Consider the following 25,808-nt stretch of genomic DNA (forward strand, 5'->3'; position numbering starts at 1 on the left):
ATTTTCATAAACACAAGCACAATTAAATCCGTATACTATTAATTTTCCTTAACAAGCCTTAATTATCATAAAAAAACCGTGTGTTTATCATTAATACTGAAAATTTACCTTATTAAAATAATTTAATGTTGAATATTATATAAAATTAGTAATTTTACCCCCTTAATTTTTTGAATATAACAATAAGATGAAGAAATATTTAATCCTTTTCACAGTACTTTGTTTTAGCTTTTCTTTCTCACAGCAAAAGCAGGTAAAGAGAGCAGCAGTAGCATTTTTAAATGTAGAAAACCTTTGGGATACTATTCCATCTGCAGATTATATCGATGGAACATTACCTTTTTCAAATCCTAAATTCCACCGAAGCGTACCCTTAGACTCTTTGAAATTCTTGGAAACTACCGAAGATTATAAAGGAGAATGGAATAATGAACTTTTAGTAGGAAAAAAGGTTATCAGAAGACAAATATTAGCAGAAGATTTTACAGCAAACAGCCCTAAAAGATGGGGTACAAAATACTACAATCAGAAATTAGCAAACGAAGCTAAAGTAATTTCTGAATTGGGAAGACAATATACAAATGACAACCCGGCAATTTGCGGTCTTATAGAAGTTGAAAACAGACAAGTAATTGAAGACCTTATAAAACAGCCAGTTTTGGCAAAAAGCAACTACGGAATTGTACATTACAACTCGTATGATGCAAGAGGAATTGATATTGCTATCATCTATCAGAAAAACAGGTTTGTGGTACAAGATTCTTACACCAAAGAAATTAAAATCTACAATGAAGACGGAAAAAGACAGTATACAAGAGATGTTTTAGTTGTAATAGGACTATTAGATGGTGAAAAAATGGCCGTATTTATGAATCACTGGCCTTCGCGAAGTGGTGGTGAAGCCGTTTCTCAACCAAAAAGAAATGCCGCCGCAGCCGTTCTAAAAAATGAAATGGATAAATTATCGTCAGAACATCCAGGCATTAAATTAATATCAATGGGAGATTACAATGATGATCCTGTAAGTCCGAGTTTAAAAAAACACTTAGGATCGGTTGGCGACCCAAGCGAATTATCAGATAAATCGCCTTATTACAATCTTATGTACAAATTATATAGAGCTGGTGTAGCATCTTTAGCCTACAGAGACGCTCCGAATTTATTTGATCAGATTATTATTTCAAAAAATTTATATTCATCAGAAAAATTAACTCCTACCTACAGCTTGTTTAAGGCGGAAATATATGCTCCTTCTTATTTAGTTAACAAAGATGGACAATGGAAAGGCTATCCTTTCCGTTCTTGGGATGGTGACAGATTCACAGGCGGATATAGTGATCACTTTCCGGCAGTATCAGTGATTCAAAAAGAATACATCAAAAAATAAAATCTAAAAGCACTCTTAATTGAGTGCTTTTTTTGTGTAACTTTATGATTATGAAAAATTTAATCTTAATTATAATCTTCACAATTATTCCGTTGAATTTTACTGCACAATCTTCACCAAAAAATGACAAAGAAGAATCCGCAATGAAACCTGAGAAAAATGATGATGGCGAATGGGAACTTACCGTAATTGATACTCAGTTTGATTATTTTCTGAATGCGGTTGCAAAACCAATAAGTCAATATTCTGAAAGTTTTTTGAAAAGCAGAAATTCTTCACTGGTTAATATATGGAATTCTTATTACCGCACTGGAAAGTATCGTAATATAATTGAATCCCTGATTGATTACGATCCCAAAAAAAACTACGGAACTAAATTCGAATATAAATTATATCAGGTTTTTGTTTTTATTCATTGGAAGTATAATTTGAGACTGAATGGAATTGAATCAAGTGATATATAAGATAACAAAAAAGGTTCAGAAATTCTGAACCTTTTTTGTTAATTAAAGATGATGATTATTTGTTAAATAACTCTTCAACTTTATCCCAATTTACTACATCAAAGAATGCAGCTACATAATCAGGTCTTCTGTTTTGGTAATTTAAATAATAAGCATGCTCCCAAACGTCTAATCCTAAAACTGGAGTTCCTTTAGCATCAGCAGTTGGCATTAGTGGGTTATCTTGATTTGGAGTAGAAGTTACAGATACAGATCCGTCTTCGTTTTTCACTAACCAAGCCCATCCAGAACCGAATCTTGTTTTTGCAGCATCAGAAAAATCAGTTTTGAATTTCTCAAGACCACCATAATTTTCAATAGCAGCTTTTACGCTTCCTACCGGCTCTTTGCTTCCGCCAGGAGTTAAAATTTCCCAGAACAATGAGTGATTGAAGTGACCTCCACCGTTATTTCTAACAGCCGGCTTTTCAACACCATTTCTACAGATATCTTCAATAGACAATTCTGCAAGATCAGTACCTTCAATCGCTTTATTTAAATTATCGATGTAAGCCTGGTGGTGCTTTGTATGGTGAATCTCCATAGTTTTTGCATCAATTGTAGGCTCAAGAGCATCGTACGAATATCCTAATTTTGGTAATTCAAATGACATAAGTTTAATTTTTAATGTTAATATGTAAATTTAGCCAATATTTAAGCCAATATCAACAATTGCAGATTATTTTAATAAATCTTTAACATTGATACTTTAATTTACAATTTTGAACTGTATTCAAATAAAAAAGCACAGACCTCAATCTGTGCTTCGTATAAACAATATTAACTTATGTCTATCTATTCATAGACATTAAAAATTCTTCGTTGTTCAGAGTTCCTCTGATGTTTTTGTTGACAAATTCCATTGCTTCGATAGGATTCATTTCTGAAAGATACTTTCTGAAAATCCACATTCTCTGTGAAGTTACCTCATCCAGCAATAAATCATCTCTTCTTGTGCTTGAAGAAACCAAATCAATAGCAGGATAAATTCTTCTGTTGGCAATTTTTCTGTCCAATTGAAGTTCCATGTTTCCGGTACCTTTGAATTCTTCAAAGATCACTTCATCCATTTTAGAACCCGTATCAATCAATGCAGTTGCAATGATTGTCAAAGATCCACCGTTTTCAATTTTTCTTGCAGCTCCGAAGAATCTTTTCGGCTTATGTAAAGCATTTGCATCTACACCACCCGAAAGTACTTTTCCAGAAGCCGGAGTTACTGTATTGTAAGCTCTTGCTAATCTTGTAATTGAATCTAATAAAATAACCACATCATGACCACATTCTACCATTCTCTGAGCTTTCGCAAGAACAAGATTAGCCACTTTAACGTGTTTATCTGCAGCTTCGTCAAATGTAGAAGCAATAACTTCTGCATTTACACTTCTTTCCATGTCGGTAACTTCTTCAGGACGTTCGTCGATCAAAAGAACCATCATATACACTTCAGGGTGATTGGCTGCGATAGAATTAGCAATATCTTTCAGCAACATCGTTTTACCGGTTTTTGGCTGAGCAACAATCATCGCTCTTTGTCCTTTTCCGATGGGTGCAAATAAATCAACGATTCTTGTAGACATCGTAGAATTATCTCCTGAAAGGTTAAATTTCTCTTCCGGGAAAAGTGGCGTTAAATATTCAAAAGCAACACGATCCTTGATAAATGCCAAATCACGCCCGTTAACTTCTATTGGTTTTAATAATGAAAAATATTTTTCACCTTCTTTTGGTAAACGTACAATACCTCTTACGGTATCTCCTGTTTTTAAACCAAAATTTCTGATTTGTGCAGTTGAAACATACACGTCATCCGGTGAAGAGATATAACTGAAATCCGAAGAACGCAAAAATCCGTAGTTATCTGGTAGAATTTCTAAAACACCTTCAATACTAACCATTCCGTCGAAATTGAATTCTTTTCTGGATTCAGTTTCTTCTCTTTCAGAATTTCTGTTCTGATTTTGATTAGGATTCTGGTTTTGATTAGGGTTGTTTGGGTTAGAATTCTGATTTTGGTTATTGTTCTGATTTCTGTTTTGTTGTGGATTTCCACCGTTTTGTTGTGGATGGTTTGAACCTTTTTGATTCGGATTCTGACCTTGTTGTTGCTGTTGTTGCGGTCTTTTAGGTCTTTCTTCTCTCGCTTGTACTTGTGCAGGAGTTGCTACAGCTACTTGAGGATCTGTATTTATCGGAGTTTCCTCTTTTTCCTGAGTTTGTTCTTCAGAAGTATTGGTAGGAGCTACTCTTTTTCTTTTCTGTTTTGAAGCATTGTTTGCAGGTCTTTCTTCTACAGCACCTTTTGCGGGTTCTTTTACGATTGCCTCTGCAATAACTTCTTTCTCTTCTGTTACTTCCTCGGTTTTGGCAAGTTCAGCTTCTGTGGGAGTTTCTGTGGCAACTTTTGGTCTTGCCGGTTTTTTGGGTGCTGCTTTTTTAGGAGCAGCTTTCACCACTTTTTCTGCTGCAGCAGGTTTTTCTTCAGTTTCAGTGCTGCTTTCTGTAGTATTGAAGTAATCTTTTGTAACTTTAGGGTTGGAAGCCTGAAAATCAAGAACTGCGAAGATTTTATCATTATCTGTGCTGTTTCTTGCAACCTTAACGCCCAAATCTTTTAGGATTTTAGTCAATTCCGTTACGGATTTTGACCTTAACGTTTCTATGTTAAACATATATAAAGTAAAAATGTAATTAGTTGTGAGTAAGAAAAGTAAGTCCGGTGACTTTTGTTTTCAAGTACATTGTATAATGCAAATCTACACTTATTTTTGAATTGTGCAAAATTTATGTTATTTTTGCTCCTGAATTTAAAATTCTATGTTACAAAGAATACAAACTATTTGGATTTTGCTATCCGTTTTAGCGGCGGCATTCCTATATATTACAGGACAAGATGTAGAAGTTTTCGGAAATGTTCCGATTATCAGCATTTCATCGATTGTTTTGGTTTTGATAGGTGCATTCAGTTTGTTTAGTTTTAAAAACAGAAAAAGACAAATCATGCTGAATAACATCAGCATCATTATAAACGCTTTGTTGATTGGTATATTGGTGTACTGGGTACAAAACTTATCCGGAGGAATTGATTTTCCTGAGAAGGGTATTGAGCCGGTTTTCCCATTGATTGCGGTAATTTGTTTGTTTATAGCAAATATTTTTATCAAAAAAGATGAGAGGCTCGTAAAATCTGTAGACAGACTCCGATAACCTTACAATGATTTTTTTTGAGTAAGAACAGCTTCTTTTTAGGAGCTGTTTTTTTTATTTCTTATTTAAAGTGAAGACTCATAAATTCTCTGAGATGTATCAGTTTTATTTTAAATTTGTTAGATATTTACTTTTAAACATAAATTACATTAAGCTTAATGCAACATTTTACACAAAATTGCGACAGATTCAATTAAAATAAATATTCAATATGAAAAAACTAACCTACCTCGTTCTATCTTTATTCTCTGCAACAGCTTTTGCACAGGAAGTATCTACAGAAAGAATTAAAACGGTGATCTCTACTTTAGCTTCAGATGAAATGAAAGGCCGTGAAATAGGAACACCTGAAAATGACAATGCAGCGAATTATATTGCAACACTTTTTAAAGAAAACAATTTAGAATACTGCACCGGAAATTCTTATCTCGTACCGTTTGATTACAAAGGAAAAACAGCGTACAATGTTTGCGGAATCAAAAAAGGAAAATCTGAGAAAACGTTAGGCTTTTCAGGACACTTTGATCATATCGGAGTGAGCAAAAAAGGAGGTGAGGACACTATCTATAATGGCGCAGATGACGATGCGAGTGGAATTACAACTTTGGTAGGAATTGCAGATTATTTTAAAAATAAAAAACCTGAATTCTCAATGGTTTTCATGGCATTTAATGGTGAAGAAAAAGGAATGCTCGGTTCAACGGCAATTGCTGAAGATAAAGGTTTAGATAAAATTTATAAAAATCTTGATGCGCTTTTTAATTTTGAAATGGTTGCCACAGAATCTGAATTTGGAAAAAATGCTGTTTTCATCACAGGCGACGAATTTTCTGACCTTGATGAATTGTTTAATCAAAATGCTGTAAATGGTTTAAAAATACATCCTGACCCTTATGCGTCAGAGCAATTATTCTACAGATCAGACAATGTAAGTTTTGTGAAGAAAAAAATTATTGCCCATTCTATTTCTACGGCAGACATGAGTAAAATCAAACATTATCATCAACTGAATGACGAAATCAATGTTGTTGATTTTGATAATCTTACCCAATTAATCAACAATTTCGGGAAGACTTTGGAAAAATTAAACACAAAAAACTTCAATCCGAAGTATAATGATAAAGTAAAATTCAATTAAAAACGTCTTATCATTATATTTTAATTAATTTTGCTATCCAATTTTATTGAATGAACGAATATAAAAAAATACTAAAATTCGCAAGACCTCATCAGAAATATATTTACGGGAGTTTAGCCTTCAACTTGCTGTATTCTTTTTTTCAGATAGCTTCATTAGGAGCCATCCTACCAGTATTAGGAATGCTTTTCGGTACTATCAAGCCTGAAAAATATGAGTCGGCTCCGGTTTATTCAGGCGAAATTGTAGATGCATTATCTTATTTGAAAGAGTATTTAAATTATACGGTACAAAATTTAGTTACAGAATACGGCACGCTCAATGTATTAGCTTGGCTTTGTATTATCACGGCATTCATGTTTTTATTAAGAAACATATTTAGATACCTCGGATCTTATCTTTTGATCAATTATCGTGTTGGTGTTACCAAAGATCTTCGTGGAGCGATGTACAGAAAAATTCTTTCATTGCCTGTTTCTTTCTTTACAGAAAGTCGAAAAGGAGATATGATGTCTCGTATGTCAAACGACGTAGGTGAAGTAGAAGGCAATATCTTGGGAAGCTTAGTAGATTTGATCAACTCTCCATTTATGTTGATCAGTACTTTGGTGACTTTGTTTTTCTTAAGCCCCGAAATGACACTTTTCTCGTTATTGGTACTACCAGTAATGGGAACATTAATCGCATTAATAGGAAAAAGCCTTAAAAAAGATTCTCACGAAGCTCAGAACGAAATGGGAACTATTTTTTCAATCGTAGACGAAACATTAAAATCATCAAAAGTAATTAAGATTTTTAATGCTGAAAAAATAATGAACAGCCGTTTTATGGGTTCGATGCAAAAGTGGATCAACAGCTCTATAAGATTAGGAAGAAAAAAAGAACTGGCATCACCAATGAGCGAATTCTTGGGATCTATAACATTTTTAATAATTGCATGGTACGGTGGAAAACAAATTATTGTAGAAAAAAGCATTTCACCAGAAGATTTTCTTGTGTTTTTGGGAATGTTTTTTCAAATTTTACCGCCAATGAAAAGTTTGTCAACATCTATTTCAAATATCCAGAAAGGGGAAGCTTCTCTTACCAGAGTTTTGGAAATTCTTGAAGCCGATGTGAAAATTGAGGAAGTTGCCGAGCCAGTTTCTATATCAAATCTTGATGCTCACATAGAATTTAAAGACATTGGTTTTTATTATGATAAATCTAATTTAATCCTAAAAAATTTCAATTTAAAAATACCTAAAGGAAAAACAGTTGCTTTGGTAGGACAAAGTGGAAGCGGAAAGACAACTATCGCAAATCTTTTAGCGAGGTTCTATGATGTTTCCGAAGGTCAGATTTTAATTGACGAAACTGACATTAAACATTTAAAACTCGAAGAATACAGAAAGCTATTGGGTATGGTAACTCAGGAATCTGTTCTTTTCAACGATACGGTTTACAATAACATTTTAATGGGTAAACCTGAAGCTTCCAGAGATGAAGTGATTGCTGCAGCTAAAATTGCCAATGCAGATCTATTTATCACTCAACTTCCGAATGGTTACGACACCAATATCGGAGACGACGGAGGAAAACTTTCAGGCGGACAGAAACAAAGAGTTTCTATCGCAAGAGCAGTTCTGAAAAACCCACCAATTATGATTTTGGATGAAGCAACTTCCGCTTTGGATACAGAATCTGAAAAATTTGTACAGGATGCCCTTGAAAAAATGATGGAAAACAGAACATCTTTAGTCATTGCCCACCGACTTTCAACCATCCAAAAAGCAGATTGGATTGTCGTAATGGAAAAAGGCGATATTATGGAACAAGGAACCCATCAGGAACTTATGGCAAAACGAGGAACCTATCACAAACTCGTAGAGCTACAAAATTTTGATTAAATCTTTTTAAATTTATTTAAAATGAACCCTATACAAGAGTACTTCTTCAGAATCAATGAACCTGAGCGAAGTACTCTTTTGTTTTTAAGAAAGAAGATTTTAGAATCGGATCCTGAAAACATTACTGAAACTTTAAGCTTCGGACTTCCGTTTTTTAAGTTTAAAAAGAAAATGCTGTGTTATCTGTATTACAGCAAAAAGCATCAGAAACATTACATCAGCTTTTATCATGGCGACCGATTAGATTACCCCGAATTGATTTCAGAAGGCAGAAAGAAGTTTAAAATCCTTTTGATTGACATGGATGAGGATTTGCCTCTGGAATTAATATTGACGCTAATCAATGAGGTAAAAAAGCATATAAAATAACAATTACAATATCAATCCTGATAAAACTAAAAGACCGCCTCTTTCGAAACGGTCTTTATTTATTTTTTGTAATTGCTAAATACTAATCTTTCATTCTTGCGATCACATCAATTCCTCCTTTGGTTTTATCACCAATTTTGCAGATAATCTCAGTGTCTAACGGTAAGAATATATCCATTCTTGAACCGAATTTAATGAAACCAAATTCATGTCCGGCTTTTGCTGCATCGCCTTCATTACAATAGAAAACAATTCTTCTCGCTACATATCCTGCAATCTGTCTGAAAACCACTTTATGATTGGTCATACTTTCTACAGCAACTGTTGTTCTTTCGTTTTCTGTAGAAGATTTTTCGTGCCACGCTACCAGATATTTCCCTGGATGATATTTTTTATAAATAACGTTTCCTGAAACCGGATATCTACAAATGTGAACATTGAGCGGAGACATGAAAATCGAAACCTGAATGGCTTTTTCCTTTAAAAATTCAGTTTCTTCAACTTCCTTAATCATTACAACCTTACCATCAACAGGCGCAATGACATTCTCCGTATGATCCAAAATATCACGATTCGGAACCCTGAAAAACCAAAACACCAAAGCATAAATAACTAATATGGGTATGATGATTAAAAGCGACCACATTTCCAGGAAATAGATAGCTACCGACGCAATTATTGCAAACAATACACTGGCAACTACGATGGTGCCTTTTGATTCTTTATGTAACTTCATGAGTTTATATAAATTTTTCTAAAATAAAGTACAAATATACGACAGGAACACAGATTAAAAAACTATCCAGCCTATCTAATACTCCGCCATGCCCAGGGATAATGTTTCCGCTGTCTTTTACCCCGAAAGTTCTTTTCAGCTGGCTTTCTACCAAATCTCCCAAGGGCGCAAAAGCTGCAATCAGAAAACCAACAACCATCCAATTCCCACGAAGCTGTGGCTGATACATTTCAACAAAATAAGAAAGAACTAATGTAAGTACTACTCCACCAGCATAACCTTCCCAGGTTTTTTTAGGCGAAATCTTAGGCGCCATTTTATGTTTTCCAAAAAACTTTCCAACCAAATAAGCAAACGTATCACTGCTCCAAATTAAAATAAAAAGGAAAATAACTTCTAACGAAAAATTGCTGTCGTAAGAAGAGTATTTAGGTAAACCCAATGCAAATGAGAATGGTAAAGCGACGTATATTACTGTGAAAATTAGTTTCCCGCTATCAAAGTATAGCTCACTTGTAAATTTAAATAAAGTAACTACCGCAATCACAACAAGTGCCAATGCAAGGATTTCCGTTAACCTGAAATTAAAATAAAAATCGTGATAAAAATACCGTTTAGAGAACATATAGAAAATAAGCAGTACGATGGGTAAAACCACCCATTTTTCGTATCCATTGCCAAATTTCATGATTTTTATGCACTCCCACGTTCCTACCAGCAAAAGAAAAGTGATTAACCCGTAATACAAATATTGCTGCTTTACAAGACCCGGCGAAATTTGATACAGAAGCTGAGCTCCCAATGGCGTAGTACAGAGAATAATGACTGCAATGTAAACAACCCCCGAAATGGTTCTCTGAATAAGATTTTTGTCCAAAATTTAAAATTTAGATTGTTTCTAGTCTTCTAACAACAGCAGAAACAGCTTGGTATTATTGTTTGTTGCGGTATCTAGTTTAGAATGATTTCCGCTTATTGAGGTAAGATTTTTTATATTCCCGCTGCGCTTTATTTTCCCCATTGCATCGTTCAGATTATTAACAATCTGAGAAACGTTTGCCATCACAACAATTTTTGATGGTAGCCTTGAAGAATGGTAGTGCAGAATATTATTGTGGGAAAGCATTATTCTACCGTCATATGCAATTAGATATTCGCAAGTGATAAATGCAGCATCGTTGACTGTTTCAAGTTGTGGCGTATGAGAAATCTTTACAACATTCAAAAAATTTTGTAAATCTTTGTCACAACAAAACACAGAATTTACACCCTCAATCTTTAAGATCTGGTTTAATGTCTGCAAAGCTTCAGCTTCATCAGCACAATAATTAAAAAAACCTCCGGAATGGGTAAACAATTGGGCGAACTTATAATCAAGATCAGCGTTTTTCAGCGAATCCCCTAGCTTCTCCAGACTTTGTTTGTCATCTTCCTCAGGCTGATTAGTTAGTTTGCTTACAATTCTCTTAAATAAACTCAACTTAATGTATTTTTAGTCAACTTACTACAAAAATAGAAAATTAATTAGAATTGCTTCTAATAATATTGCTTTAAAATGAAAAAACCCGGCAATTTTACAATCACCGGGCTGTATTCAATTGAATATAAATATTTTAAAGCTGAGCAGGACTTTCTGGAGCCTGAATCTCACTTTCTTCTACTTTTTCATGGATTGGAATGGTATTCGTCACCGGTCTCTCTGTCAATTCAGGATCCCAAGCTCTTTTACCGAATATATCCTCAAGATCTTCACGGAAAATAACTTCTTTTTCTAAAAGTTTATTTGCCAAAGCATCTAATTTATCTTTATTCTCAGTAAGAATTCTTACCGCTCTTTCGTATTGATTTTCAATAATCATTTTGATTTCTGCATCAATCTTAGAAGCAGTTGCCTCAGAATAAGGTTTCCCAAAACTATATTCTGATTGACCTGAACTGTCATAATAAGAAATATTACCAATATTAGGACTCAATCCGTAAATCGTAACCATTGCCTGAGCTCTCTTAGTCACTGTTTCCAAATCTGAAAGTGCACCTGTAGAAATATTATTAAATATAACTTGCTCAGCCGCTCTACCTCCTAATGTAGCACACATTTCGTCTAACATTTGTTCAGTAGTTGTCAACTGTCTTTCTTCAGGAAGATACCAAGCCGCCCCTAATGAACGTCCTCTTGGAACAATTGTCACTTTCAATAATGGAGAAGCGTGTTCTACCAACCAAGAAATTGTTGCGTGACCAGCCTCATGGAATGCCACTCTTTTTTTCTCAGATGGCTTAATCGCCATATTTTTCTTCTCAAGACCACCGATGATCCTATCTACAGCATCTAAGAAATCTTGCTTATTGACAGATTCATGACTGTTTCTTGCTGCAATTAAAGCTGCCTCGTTACAAACATTCGCAATATCTGCCCCACTGAAACCTGGAGTTTGCTTTGCCAAGAACTCTCTGTCTATAGTCTCGTCTAGTTTGATTTTCTGTAAATGAACATCAAAAATCTCTCTTCTTTCGTGTAATTCAGGAAGGTCAACATAAACCGAACGGTCAAAACGACCAGCTCTCATTAATGCTTTATCCAGAATATCAGCTCTGTTGGTTGCTGCCATTACAATTACGTTCACGTCGGTTCCGAAACCGTCCATTTCAGTAAGCAATTGGTTCAATGTATTTTCTCTTTCGTCGTTTCCGCCAGAGAAATTATTTTTTCCTCTTGCACGTCCGATCGCATCAATCTCATCAATAAAGATAATCGCAGGAGATTTTGCCTTTGCCTGAGCAAACAAATCTCTTACTCTTGAAGCTCCTACCCCAACAAACATTTCAACAAAATCTGAACCTGAAAGTGAGAAGAAAGGAACTTTAGCTTCACCTGCAACAGCTTTCGCCAATAAGGTTTTACCTGTTCCCGGAGGGCCTACCAAAAGTACTCCTTTAGGAATTTTACCTCCCAATTTTGTGTATTTTTCAGAGTTTTTCAAGAAGTCTACAACTTCCTGCACCTCTTCTTTAGCTCCTTCTAATCCTGCAACATCCTTAAATGTTGTCTGAATCTTTTCTTTTTCGTCAAATAATTTGGCTTTAGATTTACCGATAGAGAAGATCTGTCCTCCGGGACCTCCGCCACTTCCCATTTTTCTGAAAAGGATAAAGTAGAACAATCCTAAAATCGTAATCCAGATAAGAGCTTGAACAAGAGCACCCATCAATGCACTCTCTCCTTCTGCATAATCTTTAGACGTTTTGATTGCCGGATTCTGGCTCTTTATAGATTCAAATTTCTCTAAGAAAAGCTGTAAATCTCCGTACTTAAGGCTATAATCAGCCTTTGCAGAAGACATACCTAAATTTGAAAAAGGATTTGCCTTGTCATCTTTCGTCACGGTAGCTGTTTTCGCAGCTTTTGTTAAAAATACTTCAGCTTTCTGAGCTTGTTTATCAATCAACACATTCTGAACTTTCCCCGACTGCATTTCTCTAAAGAAAGCATCTTCGTCAATAGATTTTGAATTGTTGCCACCCAAAAAGTTCGAGGCAAAAAATAACAAAAGGGCTATTATAGCGATTGGGAAAAACCAGTTAAATCCTTTATTATTCATTTAATACTTTTAAAATTTATACTTCACTTTCTATTTTGGTGATTTTTGCATCACCCCAAAGTTCTTCAATATCGTAATACTGACGAGTCTCTTTCTGGAAGATATGCACCACCACGGTTACATAATCTACCAAGACCCACATTGAGTTTTCTGTACCCTCTACATGCCAAGGTCTGTCCTGAAGATCGTTTCTTACCTTTTTTTCTACACTTCCGGCTAATGCCGAAACTTGTGTATTTGAGTTACCACTACAAATTATAAATGTTTCTGCTACCGAGTTTTCAATTTTTGAAAGGTCGAAAATCATAATATCTTCCCCCTTTACATCCTGGATAGCTTCTACAATTTTATCTATTAGCGCTTGCTTTTCTACTGTTTTGTTCATTAAAATATACTATAATCTGCAAATTTATTGTTTTTCTTTTACTTTAACCTTACTTTTAGGGCTTTAATGTCTTAAAGTTTTCATAAATGACCGATCTGTTTTACCAAAAAGAGTGTTCTTCTACTAATGACGAAATATCTCAGGTTTTACTTTATCCACATTCAAATTTTGTTGGTCTCTATACTTTTAATCAAACAAAAGGAAGAGGGCAGTACGGAAATATTTGGGCTTCCCACCCTGAGCAGAATCTTGCATACACCATTGCTGTAAAAACTCAGGACATCAAACTCAGTGATTTCTTGTTCAATTATTATACCGCAACAGCAATACGCGAGTTTCTTGCCAAACTGACCGAAAAAACAGTGACGATAAAATGGCCAAATGATATTATTTTAGCCAACAAAAAACTAGTCGGAATTCTGATCGAAAAGAAAAAATTCAATGGAGAAAATTATTTTATTATTGGAGCAGGAATTAATGTTCTTCAGGAAAAGTTTGACGAAATTTCTAATGCAGGCTCAATCTTAACCCAAACCGGAAAAAAAATAGAATTACAAAGTTTCACTAAAGATTTACATGAATTTTTAGTTGAAAAATTTAAAAATATAGATTCTGAAGAAAATGTTTTAGAAGAATTTAATTTAAATCTATTCAGAAAAGATGAAATTTCAGTTTTCGAAATTGACGGAAAGCGACAAAATGGCATCATCAGAAAAGCTGACGAAAAAGGTAAAATCTGGATTGAATTTGAAGATGAAACAAAATCGTTTTACCACAAAGAAATAAAACTTCTTTACTGATTCGCTCTTCTGATATACAAGATTAAAGTCAGTGGAAAAAAGATAATATTCGGCATCCACATTGCCAATGACGGAGTCAGAATTTTATTCTCTGAAACCACTTTTAAGGCCTCAAAAGAGAACACAAACACGAAAGCCAAGGAAATCCCGATTGCCAGGTTGATTCCTAAACCTCCTCTTTTCTTTTGAGAAGAAAGTGAAAGTGCTAAAAATGTCAGTAAGATGATTGATACAGGCATTGAGGTTCTTTGATGAAACTCATTCAAGTGTGCATTCAGGTTGCTGTTTCCTTTTTCTCTTTCTCGATCGATGAATTTTATAAGCTCAGGAGTCGTTTTATTTTGACCCAAAAGTTCGTTTGGAAACAACTCTTCTGGTGCCTGTCCATAACTTTTCCTCAACTCAAAACCCTGACCTAATTTTTCTGAATCATCTTTATTAATGGTCTTTTCGAGAAAACTATTCAGTACAAATTGCTTTTTCGCAGGATCCCAATACGCATCATTTGCTTTCAGTTCGTAAGTCAGTTTACGGTTTTTATCAAATTTTTGGTAGACAAAACCGTAGCCACGATATTCTTTTTTATTCCACGAATTGATAAAGATATATTCCGTTTTGCTCAATTGCGCCGAAACCGGAGCTGTACCCAGAATTTTATCTTTATTCGTTTGATTATAAGTATACGCTTCGAGCGCATTTTTCTTAATATTCGCCCATGGCAACACAAAATGATTGACAACCAGAGAAAGTAAAGCAATGAAAAGTGAAGTCAGCAAATAAGGTTTTGCAAATCTGTGAAAACTCGCACCACTACTGATAATCGCAACAATCTCAGTATTATTTGCCATTCTGGAGGTAAAATAAATCACAGAAATAAACACCAAAATTGCCAAAAATGTAACGACAAGATTGATAATCCAGAACGGATAAAAATGGATAAGGAAATAGGTTAAATTTAATTTTGGATCAAGAGCGGTGGCATTTTCAATTCTAGGAATTTTCTGCTGAACATCGATCACCAAAACAACCGTAGACAGCAATATCAACATGAAACCAAAGGTTCCAAGGTATTTTCTTACGATATATCTGTCTACAATTTTAAACATGAAATAATTTTAAAGTCTTTGTCTTAAAACAGGAACTACAGAATTTTTCCATTCATAGAAATCCCCTGCCAATATATGCTCTCTAGCAACTTTTACCAAATCTAAGTAAAAAGCCAGATTATGAATCGAGGCAATCTGCTTTCCTAAATATTCTTTCGAAACGAATAAATGACGCACATACGCTTTAGAATACTCTCTATCAACAAAACTTGTCCCAAACTCATCCAGCGGCGAAAAATCTTTCTTCCATCTTTCATTTTTAAGATTCATGACACCTTGCCAAGTGAAAAGCATTCCGTTTCTGGCATTTCTTGTCGGCATCACACAATCCATCATGTCAATTCCCAAACCAATAGATTCCAAAATATTCCAAGGGGTTCCTACTCCCATCAAGTATCTTGGTTTGTCTTTAGGTAAAATATCAGTTACCTCATCGGTGATTCTGTATAATTCATCTTCCGGCTCGCCAACAGAAAGTCCGCCGATGGCATTTCCTTCCGCACCAGCTTCTGCAATAACTTCTGCCGAAATTTTTCTTAGATCTGAATAGGTAGAACCTTGAACGATTGGGAAAAATCTTTGTTTGTATCCGTATAATTCAGGATTTTTTTCATTCCAATCCATGCATCTTTTTAACCAACGATGGGTCATATCCATAGATTTTTTCACCTGATTGTAGTGTGCCGGATAGGCAACACATTCGTCAAAAGCCATGAAAATATCAGCTCCAATCTGTCTCTGGATTTCCATAGATTTTTCCGGAGTAAACAAATGAACACTTCCGTCAATATGAGATTTGAATTTCACCCCTTCTTCAGACATTTTTCTCGTACCCGAAAGTGAAAAAACCTGAAAACCACCAGAATCGGTAAGAATAGGAAGATCCCAATTCATAAATTTATGCAAACCACCAGCTTCCTCCATCACTTCCATACCCGGACGAAGGTATAAATGATAAGTATTCCCCAAAATAATCTGGGCTTTGATATCATCTCTTAGTTCTCTCTGATGTACGGTTTTCACACTTGCAACAGTTCCTACAGGCATAAAAATCGGAGTCTGTACGACACCGTGGTCGGTAACCAATTCTCCTGCTCTTGCCTTTCCCTGCGAAGTTTTTTCTATCTTAAAAAATTGCTGCATATTTTATCTTACTAATTTGGGAAGATTTGTGTCGGGTTTAGATTTTTTCTCCACAAAACCTTTTGCTTTCGGGTCCTTCTCTAAAAGAATGACTTGTGCATTATCCACAATTTTATTCATTTTTCCTGTTGCGACATAATATTTATAGCTTTCAACAAAATCGTCAGCCTTTACATTATGCGTTTTAAGGATATATCTCGTTCCGCTTTCTAAATTTTTGCCTTGAAATGTATTGGTCACCTGATCATTGATTGCCAAATCTGCCATAATCTCAGACATTGTACTTTTATCAAGAAGATTTTTAGGCTTGTCAACATATTCACTGCAAGAAATCAAAAACAGAAAAATAAAAAGCGTGCTTAGTCTTTTCATAATTTATTGATTATTGATTTCCATTTTAAATTTAAAACACCAAATACCGCTTCATGAATGATCCCACCGTTCATTTTACTTTCGCCCAATTCTCTGTTGGTAAAAATAATTGGGACTTCTACGATTTTAAAACCTTTCTTGAAAGTTCTGAATTTCATTTCAATCTGAAAACCGTATCCTTTTAATTTCACATTATCTAAGCCTATTTCTTCTAAAACTTTTCTAGAAAAGCAAACAAAACCAGCTGTAGTGTCATGAATGGAAAGTCCGAGAATAAACCTCACATACTTTGAAGCAAAATAGGATAACAAAACTCTTCCCATCGGCCAATTGACCACATTTACACCTTTCGAGTAACGAGAACCCACTGCCATATCGGCATTTAAGCAAGCATCAAAAAGTTTAGGTAAATCATTGGGATTGTGAGAAAAATCGGCATCCATCTCAAAAATGTAGTCGTAATTGTTTTGCAATGCCCATTTAAAACCATGAATGTAGGCTTTTCCTAATCCATCTTTAATATGTCTTATAGACAAATGAAGGGTGTGCGGGAATTTTTTCTGTAATTCTTTAACGATGTCTGCCGTTTTGTCGGGTGAAGAATCGTCTACAACCAAAACATGAAACCCTTGTTCCAATGCAAAAACAGCAGAAATTATCTTTTCGATATTCTCCTTTTCGTTGTATGTTGGAATGATGACGAGTTTTTTCATTTCAATTGGCAAAGATAAGTTATTTAAGCTTTTTATTTTATACAAAATAATCTATAATTTTGCAAAAAATTATCCGTTGCCACAATCTCAAGATTTTACCAACCAAATAAGAATACCCGAAAATAACGATTGGGTAGTTTTTATACTCATAGGATGCCTTTTCCTGTATATTTTTATGATGAATGTCATAGAACGGGAAGCGAATCTAAAAGATTTTCTTCTTCAGAAATATTTTGACTCGAGCAATAACCTGCCAAGCTGGATTATCACTTCGTGTGTAATTACATTAGGTTTAGCCGTTTTAATATCTCAATATGTTCCGGTAGTCCCGGAATATGCAGCAAAACTGAAAGTTTTTGGATATCAAATGAATAAATTTGGATATTGTCTGGCTGCAGTTTCATTATTTTATTTTCTTCGAACGGCACTTGGGTTTTTATTTTACCAAAGCATAGGTGACGGAAAAAAATGGACTATTTTTTATTTTACCTCCACTAAATTTCACTTCATTCTTTCAATTTTGGTAATAATCTTGTGTATAACCCACTATTATTTCCCAATTGATAGAAATGAAGCGTTTTTATACTATTTTTTCTTTTTTATGTTTGTCTTTGTGTTTAAGGTATTTTTCTATTTATTTCACAGGAACAACATCTTACCTCAAAAATGGTATTATAAATTTTTGTATATTTGCACGCTCCAAATAACACCTTTATTGTTGCTTTGGAAGTTATTATTTATTTAATAGATACATGATGAGAATAAAGTCTATATTGGTTTCTCAACCATCACCTAGTGAGTCTTCTCCATATTTGGAAATTGCAAAGAAGGAAAAAATAAAGATTGATTTCCGTCCTTTCATCCATGTTGCAGGGGTTGACAACAAAGAACTTAGAACACAGAAAATAGATTTAACGCAGTATACCGGTATTATTTTTACCAGTAAAAATGCGATTGATCATTATTTTAGGCTAGCAGAAGAATTGAGATTTTCTGTTCCTGATACCATGAGATATATCTGTCAATCTGAGGCGATTGCCAATTATCTTCAGAAACACATCGTTTACAGAAAGAGAAAAATCAGCTTTGGCGAGAAAAATTTCACAGATCTTTTGCCTTTGTTTAAAAAGTTTCCATCCGAAAAATATTTATTACCATCATCTGATGTTTTGAGTGCGGATATTCCTAAAACTTTGGATTCAGCAAATATTCAATGGACAAGAGCGATTATGTACAGAACGGTTTGCAGCGATTTGACAGACATCAACATTAATGACTACGATATGTTGATTTTCTTCAGTCCGCAAGGAATTAAATCTTTACAACAAAACTTCCCGGATTTCAAGCAGGAAGACACCAAAATCGGAGTTTTCGGGCCTACCACCTCAGCAGCAGCAGAAGAAGCAGGCTTAAAAATAGATTTGATGGCTCCTACAAAGGAAACACCGTCGATGACCATGGCACTTGAAAAATACATCAAAAGCTTACATAAATAGTTTTTAAAACTTTATATCATACAGCCGTCTTTTCGATTAAAGGAAAGATGGCTTTTTTTTAATTAAATTTGAACAAAAATTAATATTGAACAAAATTTCGTTTTTAAAGCACATTTTACCCTAAAAATTTAACGAAAACAGATTCAATTAAAATAGGAAATATTCGAATGAAAGCTCCACAAGCAAAAAAAATAGAAAATATACTCGAAATTCACGGAGATAAAAGAATTGACAATTATTTCTGGATGAACGACCGAGAAAACCCCGAAGTCATTAAATATCTCGAAGAAGAAAATGCTTACGAAGAGGTGATGATGAAAGAAACGGAAGCTTTTCAAGAAGACCTTTACGAGGAAATGAAAGCCCGTTACAAAAAAGATGATGAGTCTTTACCCTACTTCTTCAATGAATACTGGTACATCGTGCGTTACGAAGAAGGAAAAGAATATCCTATTTTCTGCAGAAGATTCCAGACCATGGAAAGTCCTGAAGAAATCATTCTGGATGTCAACATTTTAGCAGAAGGTCAGGAGTTTTTTGAAGTTGCCAATGTTGCGGTAAGTCCGAATAACGAATTGGTTTCTTTCTCAGAAGATAATGTAGGAAGAAGAATCTACAGTTTAAATTTTAAAAATTTAAAGACCGGTGAAATCCTTTCAGACAAAATAGAAAACACAACAGGAAAAGCGGTTTGGGCAAATGACAACAAGCACATTTTTTACATAAGAAAAGACGAAAGCCTTCGTGCTTATAAAGTGTACCGACATGAGCTAGGAACAAATCCTTCCGAAGACGGTTTAATTTTCCATGAAGAAGACGAAACTTTTGACGTGAATGTTTTTAAAACGAAATCTTTAGAATATATTTTTCTGGCGAGTTCGAGTACAATTTCTGATGAGCATCATTTCATTCCTTCAGACAACGTCTTTGCAGAATGGAAAGTGATTCAGCCGAGGATTGATGATCTGGAATATTCTGTAGAACATTACGAAGATGAATTTTACATCATCACCAATGCAGACGAAGCAACCAATTTCAAAATCGTAAAAACCAAAATCGACAATTGTGGAATGGAAAACTGGGTAGATGTAATCCCGCATCGTCCCGAAGTTTTGCTTGAAGGTTTTGAGATTTTCAAAGATTATCTGGTTTTGGAAGAAAGAGAAGAAGGGCTTTTACAGATAAAAATTATCAATGAGAAAAATGGAGAGACGTATGACTTACCTTTTTCAGACCCAACTTATACCGCTTATATTGGTTTAAATTTAGAATTTAATACCGAAATCCTGCGTTATGGCTACACATCGCTTACGGTTCCAAGTTCTACTTTCGAATATAATATGAAAGATAAAACCACTAAACTTCTGAAACAACAGGAAGTTTTGGGCGGAAAATTTATCGCGAAAAATTATATTTCTGAAAGAATCTGGGCTGAATCGAGAGATGGCGAAGTGAAAATCCCTATTTCTTTGGTCTATCATAAAGATACCAAAAAGACTGCAGACACTCCGGTTCTTTTATACGGATACGGAAGTTATGGACACACGGTTGATGCAAGTTTTTCCAATGTAAGGCTTTCAATTCTTGACAGAGGTTTTATTTATGCAATTGCACATATTCGTGGCGGAGAATATTTGGGAAGAGAATGGTACGAAGATGGAAAAATGCTCTTTAAAAAGAATACTTTTTTCGATTTCATCGATGCCGGAAAATATTTAATTAAAGAAAATTATACCTCATCAAAACATTTGTATGCAATGGGAGGAAGCGCCGGAGGTTTATTGGTGGGAGCTGTCGTTAATTACGAACCTCAATTATTCAACGGGATTGTTGCGCAGGTACCTTTTGTAGATGTTGTAACCACGATGTTGGATGAAACCATTCCTTTGACAACGGGAGAATATGATGAATGGGGAAATCCGAATGATGAAGAATATTATCATTATATGAAAGATTATTCGCCATACGATAATGTGGAAGCAAAAGACTATCCACACATGTTGATTACTACGGGTTTTCACGATTCTCAAGTACAATATTGGGAACCTGCAAAATGGGTTGCCAAATTACGTGAATTGAAAACTGACGACAATCTTTTATTGTTTAAAACCGATATGAGTTCTGGTCACGGCGGCGCAAGCGGAAGATTTGAATCATTAAAAGAAGACGCTTTGGAATATGCGTTTTTGATGAAACTTGAAAATAAAATTTAATTAAAAATCAGGTTTAAGTTTTACTTGATTTAAATAGATAAAACAAATTCTTAAAATATGACAGAAGCAGAATTATGGGCTAAGGTTGAAGAATTTTTTCAAATAAATTTCGACACAGAAAAACATCCGCAGATTGACACCATTTTATTTTTAATCGGTGTACAAGAATTGGGAAGCGGACAACAAAAATACACGAAAGACGACAAGCTAAATATCCTGCACATTGCAGTTTGCAGATTGCTGGAACCTTTCGGTTATTTCAAATTCACCCATTACGATAAAGACGGATATCCTCATTTTGAAGAAGTGGAAAAACTTCCTGAACTGAAACCAAATGAGCAACAGCTTTTGATGAAAAAAGCGATTATTCATTACTTTCAGGAAGAGGAATTAATTTGAAAATGACACAATTTGAAAATTTTCAATTACATAACAAGAAAAATGGAACGTAAATTTATGTTCCATTTTTCTTGTTATAAACGTTTTTTAACCGAGTTTAAGATTTAAAATTTAAAATTTTCAAATTATTAAGAATTTCTTCTAACTGATTCAAACCCATTTTAAAACCTTCTTCAAAACCCATTTCCAATTGCTTTTTCATGTCTTCTTCAGTTTGAAAATGCATGTTAACAGATAGTTTGGTCCCTTCTTCAACTCCGGTAAAACCTAGAAGCCATTTGGTTTGCGGGAAATTCTCATCAATTTTTCCGTTTTCATCACAGAATGCGTCGATTCCGTCAAAACTCCTTCCATTATTAATCTCACCGTACTTCACTTGTGAATAAATTTTCTCACCCTCCGGGCCATTCATGGAGTAGAACCAGACACCACCCTCTTCAAAGTTGAGATTTTCAGTTTCGCATTTCCATGGTTTCGGAGCCCACCATTGGTCAAGTAGTTCAGCCTGAGTAAAATAATCCCAAACTTTAGAGACTTCAGCATCATACACTTTCATGACATAGATACTTTTCGAATCAAAATCTTTATTAAAAACAATTTCAGTATTCATTTGTAATATTTTTATTTAAAATTAAAAATTTAAACTTACTAAGCACTAAATATTTCCCAATAAAAAAGGATGTATTCGTAAAAAAATGTTAAAAAACACGATTTTAAGAAATTGGACACAATTTTTTGGCGCATTTTTTGTTTATCTCGTGATAAAATATTTAATTTTAACATTTGTAACTACAAATTATTATATTCAATGAATAATAAGTTCATCCCGATAATCTCAGTCTTCATGACAATTTCTTTAATTGTCTTTGTGACACTGCAGTTTTATTGGCTTAAAGGATATTATGGAGCGCTGGAACAAGAGTTTTCCAACAAAGTCTATACCGCTCTGGAAAATACCACAAAAACGGTTTCTGAATTGGAAGCAGAAAAATTATTTAATGAAAATTATGAAAACTTCAGAGACAATATTAAGGCAAACAGTAAACAACCTTCGTTGACGACAATCCAGCAAACGATTGATTCTGGAACTCAAAGATCAATAATCTATTCTAAAAATCTTATTGAACAAAAGCAACTTCCTCTAAACAAAAGTGGAGATTCACTACGTTTAACTACATTGTACACAGATGGTGCTGCTTACACGATTAAAAAAGACACAACCAAAAGAGAAATATTAACTAGTGAAATTAATCAGGATATTGGAAATGGGGATTACACTTTAAAGGAATTTCTAGATGTAAGAGGTAATAATCTACCAATCACAAAACGTGTTGACAAAAAGGTTTTAGACTCAATCATTACCAAAGAATTGAGCATGAAAGGAATCTCTGCTAACTTCGGATATGGAGTTATGGATAAAAACAACAAATTGACCAATGTAGTCAACAAGATTTTTAAAGACAAAAAAGAAGGCAATACCTATTCTTATCCTCTATTTACAGATACAAAAGACAGAACGTTGTATACCTTAGCTTTAGTGTTCCCGAAAAAGGAGTATTCTTTAGCGATGAATAACTGGCCAATGCTTTTAGGAACATTTCTCTCTTTGCTGACGATTTTGGGGATTTATATCATTTCCATTAATTATATGATGAAACAGAAAAAAATCGCTGAGATTAAAACTGACTTTATCAACAATATGTCTCATGAGTTTAAAACTCCATTAGCGACAATTTCAGTAGCGACAGATTCTTTAGCGAACGATAAAATCGCGACCAATCCTGAAAAAGTAAGATATTACTCAAGTCTGATTAAGCAGGAAAATCTGAGAATGAAAAAACAGGTAGAGAACGTCCTCAACATGTCTAAGCTGGAAAGAAATGAGGTGAAACTATTCCTGAAAGAAACCAACGTAAGAGAATTAATCAAGAGAACAACGGAGTCATTTGGCCTTATAGTTTCTCAGAGAAACGGTACGTTGAGACAGGAATTTAATGCCGATAAGTATACTTTTAAAATTGATGAATTCCACATCTCAAATATGTTGGTCAACCTTTTGGATAATGCAAATAAATATTCTCCAGAAGCTCCAGAAATCGACGTAAAAACCAAAAACGAAGGCAATTGGTATGTCATTGAAATTTCAGATAAAGGAATGGGTATGGAAACAGAAAACAAAACCCGAATCTTTGAGAAATTCTTCCGTGAGGAAACAGGAAACATTCACAATGTAAAAGGACAAGGGCTTGGACTTTCTTACGTTAAGAAAATCGTTGAACTTCATAAAGGTCAGGTAATCGTGGATTCAGAAAAAGACAAAGGAAGTAAGTTTATCATTAAACTTCCAATGGCTTAAACTAAAAATAATAATTGATAAGTAATAATTAAACAAATAAACAAGATATGAGCAACAGAATATTATTAGTAGAAGACGACCAGAGTTTCGGAGCAGTTTTGAAAGATTACCTTTCTATCAACAATTTTGAAGTAACTTTAGCAGTCGATGGCGAACAAGGTCTGAAAGAATTTACAGAAAACGAATTTGACATCTGTATTTTTGACGTAATGATGCCTAAAAAAGACGGTTTTTCTTTAGCGGAAGACGTTAAGAAAATCGATAAAAACACTCCTATTATCTTCCTTACTGCAAGAAATATGAGAGAAGATATTTTGAAAGGTTATCAACTGGGAGCTGATGATTACATCACAAAACCTTTTGATACTGAATTACTTTTATATAAAATCAAAGCGATTCTTCAGAGAAGCTCTACTTTAGAAAATGAAGAGCAGGAGCAGTTTAAAATCAGCAATATCTTCTTTGATTCTATGTTGAGACAATTGAGAGTTGGAGATAATGAATATAAACTTTCACCCAAAGAAAATGAGCTTTTAAAGTTGCTTTGCCTTCACAGAAACGACTTTATGCCAAGAGATCTTGCATTAAGAAAAATCTGGAAAAAAGAAAATTACTTTACCGCCAGAAGTATGGATGTTTACATTGCAAAATTGAGAAAACTCCTGAAAGAAGATGATGGGCTAGAAATCATCAACGTTCACGGTGAAGGTTTCAGACTTTTGGTAAAGAACTAAACGAACGTTAAAATACCAATATAATATAGAAATTAGCAAAGCATTTAGAAATGTTTTGCTAATTTTGTTTTTTACGCTTATTTATTATGAAATCGCCTTGATTGACTTAGGAAAATAACCTCAAATATACATTAAGCGATAACATAAGACTTAAAAAAAACAATAAAAACTACTTATGAAAAATATATTTTTAGGAGTTTTAACGGCAGGAATTTTAGTTATTTCTTGCAAGAAAGACGAAAAACCTACTTACATAAAAGACGAATCAGGAGTTCAACAACCAATCGCAGCGGTCAACAACACCCCACAACCTTCATTATTGAATCAGGCAGGAATTACAACTGCTGCACCCAATTCTCCAGCTGGAGCAACCGCTCCGGGGATGAATCCTCCTCACGGGCAACCGGGTCACAGATGCGAAATTCCTGTTGGACAACCTTTAAATGGTGGCGGAACACCTGCACCAACGGCTAATCCTTCCACACAAAATATTACAGTAAACGGAAATAGCCAAGTTCAGATTGATCCCAATGCAGTAAGCCCAGGAAAAATAATGATGGATCAAAATGGGAAACAAGCGAAAACTGCTCCGGGAATGAATCCTCCACACGGTCAGCCAGGCCACAGATGTGATATTCCGGTTGGTCAGCCCTTAAACAGCAAACCCGCACCTGCATCTCAACCGACTGCACAGACAACTCAAGTACAAGCTCCGCAACCAATGCCGGCACCCAAAGCTGTAGCAAATAATACAGGTCCAAAGCCAAAAATGAATCCTGCCCATGGTGAGCCTTGGCATGATTGTGCTAAAAAAGTGGGAGAGGCACTTTAAAATTTTTCCGTAAGTTTGCATTGTGAAATACACACAGTTTTTATTAATTATTTTTTGTTTGGGAATTTTCTTGATTCCTAAAGATAATTTTTATACTCTGACTTCACAGGAAAACTGTTGCAACACAGAATCAAACACTCATAGCTGTTGCGAAAAAGATGATGACAGTCACGATAAAAAAGACGGGGAATCTTCATGCAACGACGATTGTTGTTCTCTTTGTATGACATGCCATAATTTCGTAGAAAATCTTTCTGCAAAAACCTTATTTTTCAATCACACCCCTTTTAAAACAGATAAAAGTTTAGAATTTCAATATTCTGATCCTCATATTTCAGATAGTTTAAAAGACATTTGGCAACCGCCTAAACTAGGTTAATTACATCCAAATTATTCATTAAAATCTTAATGAATCGTTTTTTAATTAATCT

General features: G+C 34.5%; 27 protein-coding genes. 15 read left to right on the forward strand and 12 right to left on the reverse strand.

Going from position 1 to position 25,808, the window contains the following annotated elements:
- Positions 1-187 precede the first annotated feature (187 nt).
- Complete coding sequence (locus tag MQX03_RS12715; protein ID WP_242803525.1) at positions 188-1,387, forward strand: endonuclease/exonuclease/phosphatase family protein; 1,200 nt, start codon at positions 188-190, stop codon at positions 1,385-1,387.
- A gap of 50 nt (positions 1,388-1,437) precedes the next feature.
- Positions 1,438-1,851, forward strand: a complete 414-nt coding sequence (locus MQX03_RS12720; protein ID WP_242803526.1) for a DUF6146 family protein — start codon at positions 1,438-1,440, stop codon at positions 1,849-1,851.
- A 55-nt stretch (positions 1,852-1,906) separates the two neighbouring features.
- Here MQX03_RS12720 and MQX03_RS12725 read toward each other — a convergent pair whose 3' ends face one another.
- Positions 1,907-2,503, reverse strand: coding sequence for a superoxide dismutase (locus MQX03_RS12725; protein ID WP_129535249.1), 597 nt, complete (start codon positions 2,501-2,503; stop codon positions 1,907-1,909).
- Positions 2,504-2,681: 178 nt separating this feature from the next.
- Positions 2,682-4,562 carry a transcription termination factor Rho gene (rho, locus tag MQX03_RS12730; protein WP_242803528.1) on the reverse strand — a complete coding sequence of 627 codons (1,881 nt, stop codon included), beginning with the start codon at positions 4,560-4,562 and terminating at the stop codon, positions 2,682-2,684.
- Between the two features lie 145 nt (positions 4,563-4,707).
- Here rho and MQX03_RS12735 point away from each other — a divergent pair, with 145 nt between their 5' ends.
- From MQX03_RS12735 to MQX03_RS12750, 4 genes are all read left to right on the forward strand, one after another.
- The gene (locus MQX03_RS12735) at positions 4,708-5,097 is read left to right on the forward strand and encodes a DUF4293 domain-containing protein (RefSeq protein ID WP_242803530.1); all 390 of its coding nucleotides are present in this window, start codon (positions 4,708-4,710) and stop codon (positions 5,095-5,097) included.
- Positions 5,098-5,308: 211 nt separating this feature from the next.
- The gene (locus MQX03_RS12740; RefSeq protein ID WP_242803531.1) at positions 5,309-6,235 is read left to right on the forward strand and encodes a M28 family peptidase; all 927 of its coding nucleotides are present in this window, start codon (positions 5,309-5,311) and stop codon (positions 6,233-6,235) included.
- A gap of 50 nt (positions 6,236-6,285) precedes the next feature.
- Positions 6,286-8,124 carry an ABC transporter ATP-binding protein gene (locus tag MQX03_RS12745; protein WP_242803532.1) on the forward strand — a complete coding sequence of 613 codons (1,839 nt, stop codon included), beginning with the start codon at positions 6,286-6,288 and terminating at the stop codon, positions 8,122-8,124.
- A gap of 21 nt (positions 8,125-8,145) precedes the next feature.
- Positions 8,146-8,493: a DUF1801 domain-containing protein gene (locus MQX03_RS12750; protein WP_242803533.1), complete on the forward strand. Its 348-nt coding sequence runs from the start codon at positions 8,146-8,148 to the stop codon at positions 8,491-8,493.
- 82 nt (positions 8,494-8,575) lie between these two features.
- On the opposite strand, the gene MQX03_RS12755 is transcribed toward MQX03_RS12750, so the two are convergent.
- The 5 genes from MQX03_RS12755 to rsfS all read right to left on the reverse strand — a co-directional run bounded on the left by MQX03_RS12755 (position 8,576) and on the right by rsfS (position 13,213).
- Complete coding sequence (locus MQX03_RS12755) at positions 8,576-9,229, reverse strand: phosphatidylserine decarboxylase family protein (protein WP_242803534.1); 654 nt, start codon at positions 9,227-9,229, stop codon at positions 8,576-8,578.
- A gap of 4 nt (positions 9,230-9,233) precedes the next feature.
- Complete coding sequence (locus MQX03_RS12760) at positions 9,234-10,106, reverse strand: phosphatidate cytidylyltransferase (protein WP_242803535.1); 873 nt, start codon at positions 10,104-10,106, stop codon at positions 9,234-9,236.
- 21 nt (positions 10,107-10,127) lie between these two features.
- On the reverse strand, positions 10,128-10,709 hold the full coding sequence (locus MQX03_RS12765) for an LUD domain-containing protein (protein WP_242803536.1): 582 nt from the start codon (positions 10,707-10,709) through the stop codon (positions 10,128-10,130).
- 133 nt (positions 10,710-10,842) lie between these two features.
- Positions 10,843-12,828, reverse strand: coding sequence for an ATP-dependent zinc metalloprotease FtsH (ftsH, locus tag MQX03_RS12770; RefSeq protein ID WP_242803537.1), 1,986 nt, complete (start codon positions 12,826-12,828; stop codon positions 10,843-10,845).
- Between the two features lie 16 nt (positions 12,829-12,844).
- Positions 12,845-13,213 carry a ribosome silencing factor gene (rsfS, locus tag MQX03_RS12775; protein ID WP_129535260.1) on the reverse strand — a complete coding sequence of 123 codons (369 nt, stop codon included), beginning with the start codon at positions 13,211-13,213 and terminating at the stop codon, positions 12,845-12,847.
- A gap of 86 nt (positions 13,214-13,299) precedes the next feature.
- Between rsfS and MQX03_RS12780 the strand changes: the two genes are divergently transcribed.
- Positions 13,300-14,013: a biotin--[acetyl-CoA-carboxylase] ligase gene (locus MQX03_RS12780; RefSeq protein WP_242803538.1), complete on the forward strand. Its 714-nt coding sequence runs from the start codon at positions 13,300-13,302 to the stop codon at positions 14,011-14,013.
- Here the strand turns inward: MQX03_RS12780 and MQX03_RS12785 are convergent.
- Genes MQX03_RS12785 through MQX03_RS12800 form a run of 4 tightly spaced genes read right to left on the reverse strand, consistent with a single transcriptional unit; the run spans position 14,007 to position 17,347 of the window.
- Positions 14,007-15,119, reverse strand: coding sequence for an LptF/LptG family permease (locus tag MQX03_RS12785; protein WP_129535262.1), 1,113 nt, complete (start codon positions 15,117-15,119; stop codon positions 14,007-14,009). The two genes, MQX03_RS12780 and MQX03_RS12785, sit on opposite strands and share 7 nt — an antisense overlap.
- A 9-nt stretch (positions 15,120-15,128) precedes the next feature.
- Positions 15,129-16,262, reverse strand: a complete 1,134-nt coding sequence (gene tgt / locus MQX03_RS12790; protein WP_129535263.1) for a tRNA guanosine(34) transglycosylase Tgt — start codon at positions 16,260-16,262, stop codon at positions 15,129-15,131.
- 3 nt (positions 16,263-16,265) lie between these two features.
- On the reverse strand, positions 16,266-16,634 hold the full coding sequence (locus tag MQX03_RS12795; protein ID WP_242803539.1) for a DUF4296 domain-containing protein: 369 nt from the start codon (positions 16,632-16,634) through the stop codon (positions 16,266-16,268).
- The gene (locus MQX03_RS12800; protein ID WP_129535265.1) at positions 16,631-17,347 is read right to left on the reverse strand and encodes a polyprenol monophosphomannose synthase; all 717 of its coding nucleotides are present in this window, start codon (positions 17,345-17,347) and stop codon (positions 16,631-16,633) included. The genes MQX03_RS12795 and MQX03_RS12800 overlap by 4 nt, the downstream gene beginning before the upstream one ends.
- A gap of 178 nt (positions 17,348-17,525) precedes the next feature.
- Here MQX03_RS12800 and MQX03_RS12805 point away from each other — a divergent pair, with 178 nt between their 5' ends.
- The 4 genes from MQX03_RS12805 to MQX03_RS12820 all read left to right on the forward strand — a co-directional run bounded on the left by MQX03_RS12805 (position 17,526) and on the right by MQX03_RS12820 (position 21,455).
- Entirely contained in the window at positions 17,526-18,092 is a 567-nt protein-coding gene (locus MQX03_RS12805; RefSeq protein WP_242803594.1) for a DUF4271 domain-containing protein, read from the forward strand.
- A gap of 10 nt (positions 18,093-18,102) precedes the next feature.
- Positions 18,103-18,843 (forward strand): uroporphyrinogen-III synthase, encoded by a 741-nt coding sequence (locus MQX03_RS12810; protein WP_242803595.1) that lies wholly within the window; start codon positions 18,103-18,105, stop codon positions 18,841-18,843.
- A 167-nt stretch (positions 18,844-19,010) separates the two neighbouring features.
- Entirely contained in the window at positions 19,011-21,056 is a 2,046-nt protein-coding gene (locus MQX03_RS12815) for a S9 family peptidase (protein ID WP_242803540.1), read from the forward strand.
- A 57-nt stretch (positions 21,057-21,113) separates the two neighbouring features.
- Positions 21,114-21,455 (forward strand): hypothetical protein, encoded by a 342-nt coding sequence (locus MQX03_RS12820; RefSeq protein WP_242803541.1) that lies wholly within the window; start codon positions 21,114-21,116, stop codon positions 21,453-21,455.
- 97 nt (positions 21,456-21,552) lie between these two features.
- Here the strand turns inward: MQX03_RS12820 and MQX03_RS12825 are convergent, their stop codons facing one another.
- Positions 21,553-22,065: an SRPBCC family protein gene (locus MQX03_RS12825; RefSeq protein WP_242803542.1), complete on the reverse strand. Its 513-nt coding sequence runs from the start codon at positions 22,063-22,065 to the stop codon at positions 21,553-21,555.
- Between the two features lie 198 nt (positions 22,066-22,263).
- Here MQX03_RS12825 and MQX03_RS12830 point away from each other — a divergent pair, with 198 nt between their 5' ends.
- The 4 genes from MQX03_RS12830 (at position 22,264) to MQX03_RS12845 (ending at position 25,756) form a co-directional block, all read left to right on the forward strand.
- A complete protein-coding gene (locus tag MQX03_RS12830) occupies positions 22,264-23,811 on the forward strand; it encodes a sensor histidine kinase (protein ID WP_242803543.1) in 1,548 nt (515 codons plus the stop codon).
- Between the two features lie 47 nt (positions 23,812-23,858).
- Positions 23,859-24,545 (forward strand): response regulator transcription factor, encoded by a 687-nt coding sequence (locus MQX03_RS12835; protein ID WP_129535267.1) that lies wholly within the window; start codon positions 23,859-23,861, stop codon positions 24,543-24,545.
- Positions 24,546-24,720: 175 nt separating this feature from the next.
- Complete coding sequence (locus tag MQX03_RS12840; RefSeq protein ID WP_242803545.1) at positions 24,721-25,377, forward strand: hypothetical protein; 657 nt, start codon at positions 24,721-24,723, stop codon at positions 25,375-25,377.
- A gap of 58 nt (positions 25,378-25,435) precedes the next feature.
- Positions 25,436-25,756, forward strand: coding sequence for a hypothetical protein (locus MQX03_RS12845; protein ID WP_242803546.1), 321 nt, complete (start codon positions 25,436-25,438; stop codon positions 25,754-25,756).
- Positions 25,757-25,808: the final 52 nt, after the last annotated feature.

The organism is Chryseobacterium aahli (assembly GCF_022699665.1).
Classification (GTDB): Bacteria; Bacteroidota; Bacteroidia; order Flavobacteriales; family Weeksellaceae; genus Chryseobacterium; species Chryseobacterium aahli.